Below are 15,438 nucleotides of genomic sequence, written 5' to 3' on the forward strand. Positions count from 1 at the left end.
GTCAGGTTTTCACCCAGCAGATTCGGCTTCCCCGCCCCGTGGTAGTCGGAGGAACCGGTCATGATCATGCCGGTTTCCGCCGCCAGTTTGCGCAGCCATTCACGGCCCACGGGTGGGTTGTCCCGGTGATCGACTTCCAAGCCCAGCAGTCCGGCGTCGATCATGTCATGGAAGACCTCAGGTGGCGCCACCCGTCCCCTCGCCGCTGCGACAGGGTGCGCAAACACGGGCACGCCCCCGGCAGCGCGCACCAGCTCCACTGCCTGGACGGGGTCCGGGGCATAGTGGCTGACAAAGTAGCGAGAACGCGACGTCAAGATGCTGGCGAAAGCCTCACTTCGGTCTGCCACAACGCCAGCTGCAACGAGGGCGTCGGCAATGTGCGGGCGCCCAATCGTGGCTCCTGGGGCCACATGGTCGTTGACGTCCGCCCAGCTGAGCGGGTAGTCCTCGGAAAGGAGCTCCACCATGCGTTCGGCGCGACTCAGGCGGGCAGTTTTGGCCTTGGTGATCTCCTCCAGCAGTCCGGGGTGAGCTGGATCCTGCAGGTAGCAGAGCAGGTGGACGCTGACGCCACGGTCCGTCTTGCAGGAAATTTCCATGCCCGGCACCAGCCCCACCCCGCGCTCATGGGCCGCACCCAGCGCCTCCGCCCAGCCAGCCGTGGAGTCGTGGTCAGTCAGGGCCATGACGTCCAGGTGTGCCTGCGCGGCCGCGACCACCAGCTCAGCCGGAGTTTGGGTGCCGTCGGAAATATTGGAATGGGTATGCAGATCGATCCTCACGCCCCAAGCGTACGTCGCCCATCCCCTGATGGAGCAGTCGCCACCTTCCCGGCACGGTCTCAGCCGAGCCCCGGCACGGCTCCGGTACCGGCCTACCCCGGGTACATTGCCCTGCCTTTGTCCCTTTTCGCAAGCGGTGGGAGACTTAAGGAGTGAACCACAATGAGAAAACCCCCGCGAACACCGACCATTCAAGCGAGCAGCCTCTCGAGGAGCGGGTGAACAACCGTTCACACCGTCCCGACTCGGACGCTTTCCGCACCTTCATGGCCTCCCAGTGGGCCCCCGGCTCCGCTGAGCTCCCCGCCCGGGCCGAGGTGGCAGATCATGCCGCGCGCCGCCGTCGTGCGATTTCCGGGCAGTTCAAGAATGAACGCCTCGTCATCCCGGCCGGGCCGTTGAAGGTCCGCTCCAATGACTGCGACTACCGTTTCCGCCCGCATTCCGCCTTCGCACATCTGACAGGCCTTGGCGTGGACCATGAGCCCGACGCCGTACTGGTGCTGGATCCCGTAGCTGACGGTGAAGGGGACGACGGCGGCAATCACCGCGCCACCTTGTACTTCCGTCCCATGGCCGGCCGGGACTCCAAGGCGTTTTACGCAGATTCCCGAAGTGGCGAATTTTGGATTGGCCGCCGCCCCACCCTCGCAGAGTTCCAGGCCCTCCTCGGCTTGCCCACCGCGGACCTGAGCGAGCTTGAAGTAGCCGTCACGAAGAACGTTGGCGAGACCAGCGTCGGCGGCACGTCCATCCGCTTGGTGCGCAAGGTGGATGAGAACATCGACGCCCTGGTGGACACTGCCCGCTACAACACGGCGAAAAATCCGGACGCCATGGACTTCTCCATCCTGGACGACCTCGACGCACAGCTCGCCGAGGAACTGTCAGCCCTTCGCCTGGTCAAGGACGAGTGGGAAATTGAGCAGATGAAGGTGGCCGTGGCCGCCACGATCGCCGGCTTCGAAGACATTGTGAAGGCCTTGCCCCGTGCGGTCGCCCACAAGCGTGGAGAGCGCGTTGTGGAAGGTGCGTTCTTTGCCCGCGCCCGTGAAGAAGGCAACGAGCTGGGCTACGACACCATTGCCGCCGCTGGCAACAACGCCACCGTCCTGCACTGGAACCGCAACACCGGCACGGTGGATTCCGGCAAGCTGCTGCTCGTCGACGCCGGGGTGGAAGCAGACACGCTGTACACGGCGGACGTCACTCGCACCCTGCCCGTCAACGGCAAGTACACCGACGTCCAGCGCAAGATCTACCAGGCCGTGTTGGATGCTGCCGACGCAGCCTTCGCGGTGGCCGTGCCGGGACGGAAGTTCCGCGAAGTGCACGAGGCCGCCATGAAGGTCCTGGCCGAGCGCCTCTCCGACTGGGGCCTGCTGCCCGTCACCGCCGAGGTTGCACTCTCCCCCGCCGGCCAGCAGCACCGCCGCTGGATGCCGCACGGCACCAGCCACCACCTGGGTCTTGACGTGCACGACTGCGCCCAGGCCCGCGCCGACCTCTACATTGACGGCATCATCACCGAGGGCATGATCTTCACGATCGAGCCCGGCCTGTACTTCAAGGACGAGGACCTGGCCATCCCGGCCGAGTACCGCGGCCATGGCGTGCGCATCGAGGACGATATCCTCATCACCGCCAACGGCCCCGTCAACCTGAGCGCGGCACTGCCCCGCGAGGCCGACGCCGTCGAAGCGTGGATGGCGAACCTGCTGGGCTGATGCATCTACTGTAGGCACGCCTGCAACAAAGCGCCCGCAGCAAAGGACGACGTCGACACCCGGACTTGGGTGCCGACGTCGTCCTTTGTGTTTTCCTTCCGCTCGCGCCCACTCTCACCCCTCGGCGTCACTGGCCCGCAATTAGCGCCTTGATTGCAGCGACGTGGGAGGCATACGCCTTCCGCCCCTCCCCCGTAAGCCCGGCCCACGTCTTGACGCGCCCCTTGCCGGTCGGTTTCGTAAGCGTGAGATATCCGGCGTCCTCGAGCACCTTCAACTGCTTGCTCGTGACGGAGTCGGCCACCCCGAGCATGTCGCGGATGACGGCGAACTCCGCCCGGTCCACCATGCTCAGAAACGCGCAGATCCGCAGCCGGTTGGGTGCATGGATGACCTCGTTGAGTCCGGGTTCAGTCGCGGCCGTCACGGCGTTTTCCGCAGCTGGGCGCGCAGTGCGATATCAAAGCGGAGGCCAAAAAAGTTCACGGCAGCAAAAACAATGGCACCCGCCACCCAGGCAGGCCAGTCAAGCCCATGCACGGCGTGTAAATAATACGCACCGCCCATGCAGGCCACCATTATCACCACCAGGGGAATTGTCCACCACGTGGCCCTTCCTGCCCTGAGACCGTTGATCCACATCCCGGTCTTCTCCTTGTAGACCCCCATGAGGATGCCCAGGCCAGCAAAATACACGACGGTGACGATGAGCACGGCCACAATGTCCCCGGTTGTGTAGACCACGACGAACACCGCTGCCAGCAGGCCAAGAATTGGGTGGTACCACCAAGGAGTCACGAGGCGATCAGCGGCGCTGGAGCGCGCACTGCCAATGGCCGCAAGGGCGGCGCGGGCGTCGCCGGCTGCAGCGTCTTCAAGATTCGAGTTAGTTTCCATAGTGGAAAGTCAATCACTTTCTACTATGGAAAGTCAACAGTCGGTATAGGAAACCCTCGCTCTGAGCGTCGTCAATCGGCAGCTCCGGCGGGTGCGCCGCTGTGACTGCGATTCAAACTGCAGCTCCGGCGGGTGACACGCGGGCCAACTCGCATCAGCCGCAGTATTGTCTACGGGCGGAACGTGGCACCCGCATCAGCTGCTGTATGAATCACTCAACGCGGCGACATGGCGACTTAAACTCAACAACCCGCAGGCGACTGCGGGTTGTTGTCATTCGATTTCTACTTAAGCAGGGACTGGTCGGACGGGCAATCAGGTGCCGGATCCGCCACCCTGGCCATCGGCAGGTGCGTTAGGGTCCTTGGGCACCGGAGCGGGCTCCACCCGAATGCCGTATTGCGGGCGCCCATCAGGCAAATCATGGAACTGTCCCCGCGGGGTTGTTGCCTGGACAGGATGCGTATTCGCGTCTCCCTGAGCGTTTTCACCTTGACCAGACGAATCGCCAGCGGCTTGGTCTGCAGGCGCGTAGGGATCATGCCAGCCTTCGGGCCGTGATGGAGCCGGACCGGATGAAGCCGGGGGCTGCACCGGAGGACGGTATCCCTGATTTTGTCCTTGGCCGTGGAAGCCCTGTCCCTGATACCCCTGCGATGGCCGGGGAGCGTTGGAGTTCATCGGCAGCTGGGCCAGCAGGCGGCGTGCGTCCATGGCCACATCAGCGGTGACTATCACGTCATAGCTGGTGGCCAGCACCTGATTGGTGGAGGTGAAGTCGCGCTTGCCACGCTGCGCGGCATAGCCAATGATCGCGAACAACATCCACAGCGCAGCACCCAAAAGGACTGACGTGAAAACGTTCAGATACGGTGCACCGCCATTGCTTCCGGAGTCAAAGAAGGAAAGCATCACGCCAATGAACAAGCCAAACCATGCACCGGTCATGGCGCCGGTGAGGGCCACACGCGGGTAGCTGAGCTTCCCTGTCACCCGCTCCACAATCTTCAGGTCGTTGCCCACAATGGAGACATGCCGGACGGGAAACTTTTCATCCGCCAAGTAGTCAACTGCTTTTTGCGCATCCAGATAAGAAGTGTAGGAACCGATTGTTTCGCCGGTGGGAACAATACGGGCCTCGTCCTGTGGTCGAGTGCGTCCAAAGAGGTTTGCCATGCTTCTATTGTCCATCATGATGCTGCACGTTGGCTGGAGTATCGCTGGCAGTGAAATGAAAGGTCCATGAGCACCACCTGCGACACTCAGCCAAGCCCACACTCAGGACTTGACCGCAACATCAACGGCAGGAGTAAAGGTTGGGCCATTGCACGAGCGGGGAAGTAGCCTGTATCTGTGAGTACACAACCAACACGAATCTTTGTTGCCCGACTTTTGGGCCTTGACGTCTTTGACCCCATCGGAGATCGTCTTGGGAAGCTGCGCGACGTCGTCGTTCTGGGTCGAAAGCTGAACGCGGCACCCCATGCGGTGGGCATAGTGGTGGAAGTTCCCGGCAAGAAGCGGGTCTTTGTGCCCATGACCCGGCTGACTTCCATGGACCAGTCCCAAATCATCTGCACCGGTTTGGTGAATTTGCGTCGCTTTGAACAGCGCGGTGCCGAGCAACTGGTGGTGGGCGGGATTTTTGACCGCAAGGTGACACTCGTGGATGGCAGCGGCGTGGCCGTCATCGAAGACATCGCCATGGACCAGCAGAACAACGGCGACTGGCTCGTCACTAAACTCTTTGTTCGCCGCGGAGCCTCCACGTCCCGCCTGCGCGGACTGCGCCGCGGACACACCGTGCTGATTGACTGGTCCGAAGCGCGAACTGAGGACGCCACGCAACCACAAAGCGCCACCTTCTTCGTCGCCAACCATGAGAGCCTCAAACCGGCGGATTTTGCCGACGCCATGCAGGACATGAGCAACAAACGCCGTGTAGAAGTGGCCAGCGAACTGCAGGATGAGCGCCTGGCAGACGTCATGTCCGAGCTCCCTGAAGATGATCAGGTCACGTTGCTCTCCGCCTTGGACAACGAGCGGGCAGCCGACGTACTGGAAGAAATGGACCCTGACGACGCCGCCGATCTTCTGGCGGATCTGCCCAAGGCCAAAGCGGAGCAGCTCCTGCTGCTCATGGAACCGGATGAAGCGAAGGATGTGCGCCGTCTGCTCCAATATGCGGAGGGAACAGCCGGCGCCCTCATGACACCCGTCCCCGTCATCCTGCCCCCTGAAGCGACCGTTGCAGAAGCGCTGGCCCATGTCCGCAGTGAAGACCTCTCCCCCGCACTGGCATCGGCCATCTTCATTTGCCGACCACCCCTGGAAACCCCCACCGGACGCTTCCTTGGCGTGGTCCACATCCAACAGTTGCTGCGCAGCGCGCCCCCCGAACAATTGGGCACCATTGTGGATAAGAACCTCAGCCCCGTCTCGGACCAGGATGATATTGCGGTGGTGAGCCACATCATGGCCTCCTACAACCTCAACTCCCTACCGGTGCTCAACAAAGAAGGCCGCCTGGTTGGCGCCGTCACGGTTGATGACTTGTTGGACCATCTCTTGCCTGACGACTGGCGCACCCATGAAGACGGGGCACCGTTTAGGAAATTAGGAGGACGCATTGGCTGAGCGGCACCACGCAAAGGGTGGCGGCCTTGACACGCCCATGGAGCTGAAATCCCGGCTCCTGCCCAACCTGACCAGCGACCCGGACTTCTTTGGCCGCTTCGCCGAACGCTTTGCCCGCTACATGGGTACGGCCAATTTCCTGCTGTATATGACAGTGTTCGTCATTGTCTGGATCTCCATCAATGTCGTTGGTCTTTTCGGCCTGCACTGGGACCCCTACCCGTTCATTTTGCTTAACTTGTTCTTCTCCACCCAGGCTTCCTACGCTGCGCCGTTGATTCTCCTGGCACAGAACCGCCAGGACGACCGCGACAGGGTACAGATTGAGCAGGACCGTTCCCGCAATGAGCGCAATTTGGCCGACACCGAGTACCTGACCCGCGAGATTGCGGCCCTGCGTATTTCCTTGCGTGAAGTGGCCACACGTGACTTTGTCCGCTCGGAACTGCGCGGTCTGCTCGAAGAGTTGCTGGCCGTGCAGGAGGATCCCCACCCATCAGGCCCGCAAACAGACGGTCGGGATACCCTGAAAGAGACCCGCAACTCCAAGCGCTCCACCAATCCCTAAGGTTTGCTCCATGAATGCCCCGTCCCACTCCACTTTGCTTGCCGCCCTGGCCACGGTCATTGACCCTGAACTGCGCCGGCCCATCACGGAATTGGGCATGGTCGAGTCGGTGGAGGCGTTCGACGGCGGCCGGGTACGCGCCGTCGTCCGCCTCACGATAGCCGGCTGCCCCCTGCGCGGGACCATCACGGCGGATGTCACGGGCGCACTGGCCAAGCTCGACGGCGTCACTGACGTTGACGTGGAGCTGACCGTCATGACTGCCGAACAACGTGCGGAGCTCAAGGAACGATTGAAGGGTAGCGCACCCGAGCGCGGCATCCCCTTCAACGACGAAGGCTCACTGACCCGTATTTATGCCGTGGCCAGCGGCAAGGGAGGTGTGGGCAAGTCCTCGGTCACCGTCAACCTTGCCTGCGCCCTTGCCGCGAGGGGGCTGCGCGTGGGCATTGTCGACGCAGATGTTTACGGATTCTCGGTTCCCGGGCTCATGGGCATTACTCAGGCGCCCACGCGGGTGGATGAGATGATCCTGCCGCCGGTGTCCCACGGTGTGAAGGTCATTTCGATCGGCATGTTCGTGGCCGGCAACCAACCAGTTGCCTGGCGTGGGCCCATGCTGCACAGGGCACTGGAGCAGTTCCTGTCCGATGTCTACTTCGGAGACTTGGATATTCTGCTTCTCGACCTGCCGCCGGGCACGGGCGACGTGGCGATTTCCGTAGCGCAGCTGCTGCCCAAGGCTGAGCTGCTGGTGGTGACAACCCCGCAGGCGGCCGCTGCCGATGTGGCCGAGCGTGCCGGTGCCATTGCTGTCCAGACGGGGCAGAAAATTGCCGGCGCCATTGAAAACATGTCCTTTTTGACTCTGCCCGACGGCAGCACCATGGAGTTGTTCGGCTCCGGCGGCGGCGAGCTGCTTGCCAAGCGGCTGTCACAAACCGTCAACTCACCCGTAGAGCTGCTGGGGCAGATCCCGCTCGATGTTGCACTGCGTGAGGGCGGCGACGCTGGTTTGCCCATCGTTCTCTCGGACCCGGAATCGCCAGCCGCTGCGGCCTTGCTGGCCATTGCGGACAGGCTGGCCGTGCGTCCACGCGGGCTTTCCGGGCTGAGCCTGGGCGTCACCCCCCGCTAACCCCAACGCTCCCGCACTTTCGGGGCGTAATGCCCCAACGCTCCAGCACATTCGGGGCTGGCCGACGTCGCAAAACCGCCTCTGGCCCGCAGACCCGCGCTGCAACCGCGAAACAGCGGTTGCCTAACCGCGGGTTTGCGACTCAGACGCGGACACGCGGACAAAGCGCGGTTTCGAGCGACCGAAGCCTGCGGAGCAGACCCGCCGCAAAGCAAAAAACGTGTGTTTACGTCGCTTCAACGTCGAACGGGGCGCGCTCACCCTCGGGGAGGCGCACAATCTCGGGCGTTGCGGCAACCGGGTCGGCACTCTTGTCGCTGTCCTTGCCCATCATGGAGGCGATGGCCGCACCCGGAGCCATCTTCAGCGAGTTCAGCGCTTCCGCGTCGTCGTCATCAAGCAGCGCCTCGCGAATAATGCGGCGGGGGTCGTACTGGCGCGGGTCAAGCTTCTTCCAGTCAATGTCATCAATGTCCACCCCGGCCTCTTCGCGAATTGTTTCACGCGCACCGGAAGCCATCTTGCGTACCTCGCGAATGAGGTTCTTCAGCTTCTCCAAGTAGCCGGGAAGCCGGGAAGGGCCGATCACCAGGACTGCCACAATGATAATCAGGACCAGCTCGGGGGTATTGATACCAAACACGTTAGGAAGATTACCCTCTCAAGGCTCAAAGCAACGATTCCCAGCGTTAACGCTCGAACGTTTAGGGATTATTCTTTGTCTGCGGACTGTTGGCAACTGCCAAGGAAAAGTCTAGCCTGCGGTGCCCATCCGCGGCAGCTTCAACAGCGGCTTGCGCGCCGGGCGGACGTTGCTGCTGCCTCCGGGCGCCCTGTCTGCCAAAGATTCCCGCAGCATGGACCGGCCGCGGTGGATGCGCGAACGCACCGTGCCGAGCTTGATACCCAACGCATTCGCCACTTCGTCGTAGGAGAGGCCTTCCATGTCACAAAGTACGACGGCGGCGCGAAAGTCTGGCGGCAAGGCCTCCAACGCTGCGGCAATGTCATTGTCGAGGTTGTTGAATTCAAAGATCCGCTCGGGGCCCGGATCGTTGCCGGGCAGGCGGGCGGCAGCATCCTCGGACAAGGTGTCGAAGCGGATTCGCTGCTTGCGGCGTGCCTGGTCAAGGAACAAGTTGGTGGTGATGCGGTGCAGCCAGCCATCGAGCGTTCCTGGCTTGAAGTTTTCCAAGGACTTGAACACGCGGACAAAAACTTCTTGGGTGAGATCTTCGGCGTCATACTTGTTGCCTGTTAGCCGGTACGCAAGACGGAAAACCTTGGCGGAGTGGTTTTCAACCACCTCAGTCCATGAGGGCATGACCCACTCGGAAGCAACGTCCTGTCCGGCTGTACTGGCGGGAAGAATCACGGGGTTTACGCTCGGACTCATCTCTGCACCTCGGTTCAGTCTCGTCTGCTTTTCCCACGTCGGGAATGTCAAGCCTAGGGAACAATCGCTGTATGTCCCAATAGTGTGGCAAACGTTGCTGACATTTAGCTGAGCAGTACCCGCCAGTACGCCGGGCGCGCAGGCAGTAGGCTAGGGGTAGCCACCGCAACAGCTACTGCCCATGTTAGGAAACACTGCCCATGAGCGCCGATAAATCCACCAGCTGGTCCTACGCAGAGGGACTCCCTGTGGAAGACATTGTTCTGAGACGTGCCCGGGAACGCTCTCACGAGTTGGGCCTGTTCGCCGTCAGCCCAGGAGTGGCGGCCACGCTGACCGTCCTCGCTGCCAACTCGAAGGCGCAAACTGCAGTAGAAGTTGGCACCGGCGCCGGCGTCTCCGGCGTTTCGCTCCTGCGCGGGCTGGGTGCGCGGGCCGTGCTGACCACCATCGACCCCGACGTCGACCACCTCAAGGCGGCGCGTGAGGCCTTTGCCGAGTCCGGGTCCCCTGCCAACCGCACGAGGACCATTTCCGGCCGTGGCCAGGATGTGCTGCCACGGCTGACGGACCGCGCCTACGACTTGGTGTTCATTGACGCCGACAAGCCCAGTTTCCCCGAGTACGTGGAACAAGCCATCCGCCTGCTCAAGCCAGGCGGATTGCTGATTGTCAACGACGCCCTGGACAAGGACCGGGTCTCTGATCCCGCCATCCGCGAAACCAGTACCGTGGTGCTGCGCCGCGTAGGCAAGCTCATCCGCGATAACGAAGCGCTGCTCAGCACCATGCTGCCCACCGGCGATGGCCTGTTGCTGGCGGTCAAGCGGCAGCAACCCTAACGGCGCCAGTTCCTTTATGAGGACAAAAAAGTGGAGGGACAGCATCAGCTGTTCCTCCACTTTTTTGGACTCTTCCGGTGGGTGCTACTCTGTTGCCCCTACCAGGCAATCCTTGAGGCTGACGGCCTCGTCGGCGTTCATCTCAACCACGAGCCGCCCGCCACCTTCCAGCGGCAGACGCAGAATCAAGCTCCGACCTTCTTTAGTCACTTCCATTGGACCGTCGCCGGTTCTAGGTTTCATGGCCGCCATCAGGAGTTCCCCTTTTCGTAGTGCACACCTGCCCTGCCTGGGCTTTCCCCAGCAGGGCTTTCTGTTGTATTGCTCACAAGCCATTATTCCGTACTGGCTGCCCGGGCGCTAATCGGCGCGCCCACCCTGACACAGTCGATGCCATTAGGGTGGCCAGGCCTGGCCGGTGCTGATGGCGGAAAATTGCCACAACCACACCACCCACACGATTTGCAGGACGCAAAACAGCACCAACACGCTCCAGCGGTACGCACGGGAGCGGGAGATGAAGGCGGCTGCCAAGGCCAGCGGAAACAATGGAAGCAGCATGCGGAACGTGCTGGACTGTGGATGCAAAACGGCCAGCAGGTACAACAAGTACATGGCGCACCACATACGCAGTTCCGGCCCGATCCCTCGGACGGCCCTGGAATTCAGGTACAGCGCTGCCAACGCCACAAAAAGTATGGGCAGCACGGGACCCCAGAATGGCCCCACCAGAGAAACACCGGCGTCGAACCACGGTTTGAAAAGCACCAACGACGTGCCGCGCCATGCGGTTTCCGTATCGGTGTAGGCGCTGCGCTCCCCCGTCACCCACCACGCTGCCAGCATCCACGCAAACGCCATGAGGGCACTCAAAACCAGCAGCCCCGTGCCGGCTGCCATGTCCCTGCGCGGAAACGGTTCATCGTTTCGGTGCCGCCAGCGCAACAGCAGATGCACAAGAACGACGGCGGCAAACGGCACCCCTGCCGGACGCGTCAGACACAGCAGCACCACCATGGGCATCGCGGCCCAGTAGTTTCGCTTGATCAGCAGGTGCAGCGCAGCAGCGAGGAAGAAAATGCCCAACGATTCAGCATAGGGAACTTGCAGGATCGGGGAGGCCGGGAACACGGCAAAGAACGCCACGCCCCACAAGGCCGTCAATGTTGAAGCAACGTACTTGAACAGGCAGAAGATCATCAGCGCGGCGGCCAGCCCGGCCACGGTTGCCACGGTGGCACCGGACGTTGCCCAATCCCATCCGGTCACGGCACTGAGTCCACGCGCCAACAGTGGGAAGAGTGGATAAAAGGCCCATTGGTTGGGCTGCGCCGTGCCGTCGTCATTGCGCGGGATGCTGCTCGGGTAGCCGCCGTTGAAGATTCGCTCGTACCAGCCGGCATCCCAGCGGTCGATGAACGTCAAGTAGTCAGGCTGCCGGCCGCCCCATGGGGAGGCTTCGGCATGCCAGGCCGCACCGAGCAGGATGGCGTAAGAGACAAACCGGGCTGCGCCATAAATTAACGTGACCTTCAGCCACCACGGCGCTTTCCGCAACGGGGCGAGAGCACTACGCAACATGGCATAGAGCTCATCGTTGACGGTGCGCACCGGACCCTTTTCCAGAGCACGTTTATTGGGCCCGCTCACGGCAGGGTCAAAACTCTCTCCGGTGCCAGCCAGCACTCCGGCTGGTGGTCATTGACGACGCCGATGGCCTGCATCATGGCATAGGCGGTGGTTGGTCCGACAAATGAAAACCCGTGCTTTTTAAGGCTTTTCGCCAGCTGCCGCGATTCGGGCGTCTGCGTTGGAATCGGTGCCCCCGCAGGCCGGTTGGAAGCAGGCGTCTCCGAGGCGATGAGCGAACCGAGCGTTGTTCCGGAAGGCAGTGCCAGCAGTGCTTTGGCGTTGCCAATCGTGGCGTTGATTTTCAGGCGGTTGCGCACAATTGAAGCATCCTCCATGAGCCGTTCGACGTCGCCTTGGCCATAGCTGGCAACGACTGCGGGATCGAAGTGGGCAAAGGCCGTTCTGAATGCCTCGCGCTTGCGCAAGATAGTGAGCCAGCTGAGACCGGACTGGAAGGCTTCCAGACTCAGCCTTTCAAACAACTCCGCTTCACCTGCCACTGCCCTGCCCCACTCGAGGTCATGGTAGCGCTGGTATTGCTCGTCGCGTTCAATGCCGGCCCAGGCACAGCGGATTCGGCCGTCGGCTCCGGCTACCCCAGTCATATCCGATCAGCCGCTGTGGCTGGTATCTGCGTCGGAACCGCCGGGTGCGGCACCTCCGTCGGCTGCGCTCAACGCACCTTCCAGCTCAGTGATGCGTGCATTCTTTGTTGCCAACTCGTCGCGGAGCCGGTCAAGGACTTCGTCAACCTGATCCATACGGTAGCCCCGCAGCCCCAAGGAGAACCGCAACTTATCCACGTCTGCGGGCTCGGGCGTGCCCGGCAGCAGAACCGGTGGCAGATTCGCCACGGGCGCGGCCAGCGCGTCAGCATATACGGGAGCGTCGGGCTCCTGCCTGTTCAGCCCCACCACGTACAGCGCCGCTGCTGCAGCCACCGCCACCGCCAGAAAGATCAAGAAATAAGTCACTAGACCATGGTGCCAGACGCGCGGCCATACTGGCGTATGTCACGCCGCCAACAGCAAGCTACAGCGCCCCACAGCAATGAAGTCAGCCCCGACGGGCAGCGACCTTTGCACCGGCCTTGCCGGCCATGACAAGTTCGACGGCTTCTTCTGCCGTGTCCACGATCGAGATAATGTCCATGTCCCCCACCGAAACAAGGCCTCGTTCAATGACTACGTCGCGAATCCAGTCAAGCAGCGGACCCCAGAATTCCTTGTCCACAAGCACAATGGGAAATTGGCTGACCTTGCTGGTTTGCACGAGGACCATGGCTTCAAAGAGCTCGTCCAGGGTACCCAGTCCTCCGGGCAGCACCACGAAGCCTTGGGCGTACTTCACGAACATGGTCTTACGGGCAAAGAAGTAGCGGAAGTCGACGCCCAGACCAACCCATTCATTCATGCCTTCTTCAAAGGGAAGTTCAATACCCAGGCCAATGGACAGCCCGCCTGCCTCTGCAGCACCCCGGTTGGCTGCTTCCATGGAGCCGGGCCCGCCACCGGTGATGACCGCCACGCCCGCTTCCACCAGGCGCTTGCCCACTTCAACCCCGGTGGCGTAAAACGGTGAGTCCCGTTTCGTCCGAGCCGAGCCGAACACGCTGATGGCCGGGCCAATTTCAGCCAACGCATCAAAGCCCTGCACGAACTCGCTTTGGATCCGCATGACCCGCCACGGGTCGGTGTGGGTGAAATCGCTGCTCGGCGGGGTCTCCAGCAGCCGGGCATCCGCGGTTTCGTGGCCCTTGCCGTTTTTGCGCCATATGCCGAATCGTCGAAGTTGCGGGCGAATGGGGCTGCTGGGTCCTGTGGGTGCGCTCATGCCCCTAAGGCTACGTGAAAACGGCTAAAACGCTGGTTCGGAATATCTCGTTAGCGTTACGATCCTTGCCCATCTTCGTGATTTCTCTTCCACCTCGCGAGAAACTCGATAGATTCAATGCATGACAAATCCCGGACATGCTCCTGCATTAGTGGAGTTAAAGCTTGTTAACAAGCACTACAGCACTCTGCACGTGCTCAAGGACATCAACTTGCAAGTCGCCAAGGGTGAGGTATTGGTTGTCATCGGACCTTCGGGCTCCGGCAAATCGACCCTGTGCCGCGCCATCAACCGGCTGGAAACCATCGATTCGGGTTCCATCACGATTGAGGGCAAGGAACTTCCCAAGGAAGGCCGTCAGCTCGCGGCCCTGCGCGCCGATGTGGGCATGGTGTTCCAGTCGTTCAACTTGTTTGCACACAAAACGATTTTAGAAAACGTCACACTGGGTCCCATCAAGGTAAAGGGCATGAACAAGTCCGACGCCGACAAGCTCGCCCTGAGCTTGTTGGACCGGGTGGGCGTAGGCCACCAGGCAGCGAAACTTCCGGCCCAGCTTTCCGGCGGTCAGCAGCAGCGCGTCGCCATCGCACGGGCTTTGGCGATGAAGCCAAAGGTCATGCTCTTCGACGAGCCCACCAGCGCACTTGACCCTGAAATGATCAATGAGGTCCTGGACGTCATGGTTGAACTGGCCAAGGAAGGCATGACCATGGTGGTGGTAACCCACGAGATGGGCTTTGCCCGCAAAGCAGCGGACAGGGTGATCTTCATGGCTGATGGACAGATTGTCGAAGAGGCCACGCCCAGTGAGTTCTTCACCAATCCACAAACAGCCAGGGCCAAGGACTTTTTGTCCAAGATCCTCACTAACTGACACGCAACTCATTTTTAGCTTCTCCGGCTGCTGAAGCCGATCATTTCACCGGCCATGACGGCCGCTTATCAAAGGAATACACGTGAAGAAATTTTTTGGAAGGAAGAGCCTCGGAGTTGCGGCTGTTCTAGCAGCCACGGCATTGGCTATGACAGGTTGTGGCGGCACAACGGCAGGAGGAGGCTCCACTGACGGCGGCTCTGCTGGCGACGCCCCGGCCTTTGAAGTAGCCAAAGATGTTGCCCTCACAGGCAGCCCCACGTTCGATAAGATCAAGTCCTCCGGGGCCATCCGGATCGGTGTGAAGGAAGACCAGCCCGGACTGGGTTACTTGGACGCAGCCACCGGCCAGCGCAGCGGATTCGACATTGAGATTGCCACGTGGATGGCAGCCTCGCTGGGCGTGGCCAAGGACAAGATTGATTTCAAGGCCATCCCCTCAGCCAACCGTGAAACGGCCCTCGCCAACGGCGACGTGGACCTCTACGTGGGCACCTATTCCATCACCGACAAGCGCAAGGCCCTCGTGGACTTCGCCGGACCGTACTTCATCACGGGCCAGGGCTTGCTGGTGCAGAAGTCCAACGACACCATCAAGAGCGAAAAGGACCTGGACGGCAAGAAGGTTTGCTCCGCCACCGGCTCAACGCCCATCCAAAACATTCGCGAGAATTTCCCCAAGGCCATTCCGGTTGAGTTCGACATCTACTCCAAGTGCGTGGACGCACTCAAGAGTGGCAGCGTTGACGCTGTCACGACCGATCAGGCCATCCTGTTGGGCTTTGCCTCACAAGATCCTGACAACCTGAAAGTTGTTGGCGAACCGTTCACCGTGGAGAAGTACGGAATCGGTCTGCCCAAGGGCGACACCGCACTGCGCACGTTCTTGAACCAGACGCTGACCGACGGCAACGCAACGTGGACCAAGATCTACGACTCCACGCTGGGCAAGTCAGGCACCAAGGTTGAGCAGCCCGCGGTTGATCAGTACTAAGACTCACAAGGTAGTGGTGTTTGCCCCGGGGCACCCCCCGCCACACCAACCCCTATCCCCCAAGACCAAAAAAAGAAAAACACCAAGGCCCGGTGATAAAAATATTTTAAAA

18 protein-coding genes are annotated in these 15,438 nt (G+C 61.3%); 7 read left to right on the forward strand and 11 right to left on the reverse strand.

Annotated elements, in window-relative coordinates; genetic code table 11:
- On the reverse strand, positions 1-785 hold a 785-nt coding region (locus Q4P21_RS01650; protein ID WP_303387127.1), incomplete at its 3' end, for a PHP domain-containing protein.
- Between the two features lie 152 nt (positions 786-937).
- Between Q4P21_RS01650 and Q4P21_RS01655 the strand changes: the two genes are divergently transcribed.
- Positions 938-2,512, forward strand: a complete 1,575-nt coding sequence (locus Q4P21_RS01655; RefSeq protein WP_303387128.1) for an aminopeptidase P family protein — start codon at positions 938-940, stop codon at positions 2,510-2,512.
- Between the two features lie 127 nt (positions 2,513-2,639).
- Here the strand turns inward: Q4P21_RS01655 and Q4P21_RS01660 are convergent, their stop codons facing one another.
- The 3 genes from Q4P21_RS01660 to Q4P21_RS01670 form a co-directional block, all read right to left on the reverse strand.
- Positions 2,640-2,939 carry a transcriptional regulator gene (locus Q4P21_RS01660; protein WP_303387129.1) on the reverse strand — a complete coding sequence of 100 codons (300 nt, stop codon included), beginning with the start codon at positions 2,937-2,939 and terminating at the stop codon, positions 2,640-2,642.
- Positions 2,936-3,409, reverse strand: coding sequence for a hypothetical protein (locus Q4P21_RS01665; RefSeq protein WP_303387130.1), 474 nt, complete (start codon positions 3,407-3,409; stop codon positions 2,936-2,938). Before Q4P21_RS01665 ends, Q4P21_RS01660 begins: the two co-directional genes overlap by 4 nt.
- 315 nt (positions 3,410-3,724) lie before the next feature.
- Entirely contained in the window at positions 3,725-4,585 is an 861-nt protein-coding gene (locus Q4P21_RS01670; RefSeq protein ID WP_303387131.1) for a general stress protein, read from the reverse strand.
- A 177-nt stretch (positions 4,586-4,762) separates the two neighbouring features.
- Between Q4P21_RS01670 and Q4P21_RS01675 the strand changes: the two genes are divergently transcribed.
- The 3 genes from Q4P21_RS01675 to Q4P21_RS01685 are packed head-to-tail and all read left to right on the forward strand — an operon-like array spanning position 4,763 to position 7,752.
- Complete coding sequence (locus Q4P21_RS01675) at positions 4,763-6,046, forward strand: CBS domain-containing protein (RefSeq protein ID WP_303387132.1); 1,284 nt, start codon at positions 4,763-4,765, stop codon at positions 6,044-6,046.
- A 37-nt stretch (positions 6,047-6,083) separates the two neighbouring features.
- A complete protein-coding gene (locus Q4P21_RS01680; protein ID WP_303387165.1) occupies positions 6,084-6,614 on the forward strand; it encodes a DUF1003 domain-containing protein in 531 nt (176 codons plus the stop codon).
- Positions 6,615-6,624: 10 nt separating this feature from the next.
- Positions 6,625-7,752, forward strand: coding sequence for an Mrp/NBP35 family ATP-binding protein (locus Q4P21_RS01685; protein WP_303387133.1), 1,128 nt, complete (start codon positions 6,625-6,627; stop codon positions 7,750-7,752).
- 226 nt (positions 7,753-7,978) lie between these two features.
- Here Q4P21_RS01685 and Q4P21_RS01690 read toward each other — a convergent pair whose 3' ends face one another.
- On the reverse strand, positions 7,979-8,395 hold the full coding sequence (locus tag Q4P21_RS01690) for a twin-arginine translocase TatA/TatE family subunit (protein WP_303387134.1): 417 nt from the start codon (positions 8,393-8,395) through the stop codon (positions 7,979-7,981).
- Positions 8,396-8,506: 111 nt separating this feature from the next.
- Positions 8,507-9,148 carry an RNA polymerase sigma factor SigE gene (gene sigE, locus Q4P21_RS01695; RefSeq protein WP_303387135.1) on the reverse strand — a complete coding sequence of 214 codons (642 nt, stop codon included), beginning with the start codon at positions 9,146-9,148 and terminating at the stop codon, positions 8,507-8,509.
- A 200-nt stretch (positions 9,149-9,348) separates the two neighbouring features.
- Here sigE and Q4P21_RS01700 point away from each other — a divergent pair, with 200 nt between their 5' ends.
- A complete protein-coding gene (locus Q4P21_RS01700) occupies positions 9,349-9,990 on the forward strand; it encodes an O-methyltransferase (RefSeq protein ID WP_303387136.1) in 642 nt (213 codons plus the stop codon).
- A gap of 84 nt (positions 9,991-10,074) precedes the next feature.
- Here the strand turns inward: Q4P21_RS01700 and Q4P21_RS01705 are convergent, their stop codons facing one another.
- The 5 genes from Q4P21_RS01705 to Q4P21_RS01725 form a co-directional block, all read right to left on the reverse strand.
- The gene (locus Q4P21_RS01705) at positions 10,075-10,242 is read right to left on the reverse strand and encodes a DUF3117 domain-containing protein (protein ID WP_303387137.1); all 168 of its coding nucleotides are present in this window, start codon (positions 10,240-10,242) and stop codon (positions 10,075-10,077) included.
- Between the two features lie 144 nt (positions 10,243-10,386).
- The gene (locus Q4P21_RS01710) at positions 10,387-11,640 is read right to left on the reverse strand and encodes a hypothetical protein (RefSeq protein WP_303387138.1); all 1,254 of its coding nucleotides are present in this window, start codon (positions 11,638-11,640) and stop codon (positions 10,387-10,389) included.
- A complete protein-coding gene (locus Q4P21_RS01715; RefSeq protein WP_303387139.1) occupies positions 11,637-12,227 on the reverse strand; it encodes a DNA-3-methyladenine glycosylase I in 591 nt (196 codons plus the stop codon). Before Q4P21_RS01715 ends, Q4P21_RS01710 begins: the two co-directional genes overlap by 4 nt.
- A 6-nt stretch (positions 12,228-12,233) precedes the next feature.
- The gene (locus Q4P21_RS01720; protein ID WP_303387140.1) at positions 12,234-12,596 is read right to left on the reverse strand and encodes a DivIVA domain-containing protein; all 363 of its coding nucleotides are present in this window, start codon (positions 12,594-12,596) and stop codon (positions 12,234-12,236) included.
- A gap of 82 nt (positions 12,597-12,678) precedes the next feature.
- Positions 12,679-13,455, reverse strand: a complete 777-nt coding sequence (locus Q4P21_RS01725) for a TIGR00730 family Rossman fold protein (RefSeq protein ID WP_303387141.1) — start codon at positions 13,453-13,455, stop codon at positions 12,679-12,681.
- A gap of 121 nt (positions 13,456-13,576) precedes the next feature.
- Between Q4P21_RS01725 and Q4P21_RS01730 the strand changes: the two genes are divergently transcribed.
- Positions 13,577-14,332: an amino acid ABC transporter ATP-binding protein gene (locus Q4P21_RS01730; RefSeq protein ID WP_303387142.1), complete on the forward strand. Its 756-nt coding sequence runs from the start codon at positions 13,577-13,579 to the stop codon at positions 14,330-14,332.
- Positions 14,333-14,480: 148 nt separating this feature from the next.
- Positions 14,481-15,326, forward strand: a complete 846-nt coding sequence (locus Q4P21_RS01735; protein WP_303387166.1) for a glutamate ABC transporter substrate-binding protein — start codon at positions 14,481-14,483, stop codon at positions 15,324-15,326.
- The last annotated feature ends 112 nt before the right edge of the window (positions 15,327-15,438 follow it).

This window comes from Arthrobacter sp. (genome assembly GCF_030540645.1).
GTDB lineage: Bacteria > Actinomycetota > Actinomycetes > Actinomycetales > Micrococcaceae > Specibacter.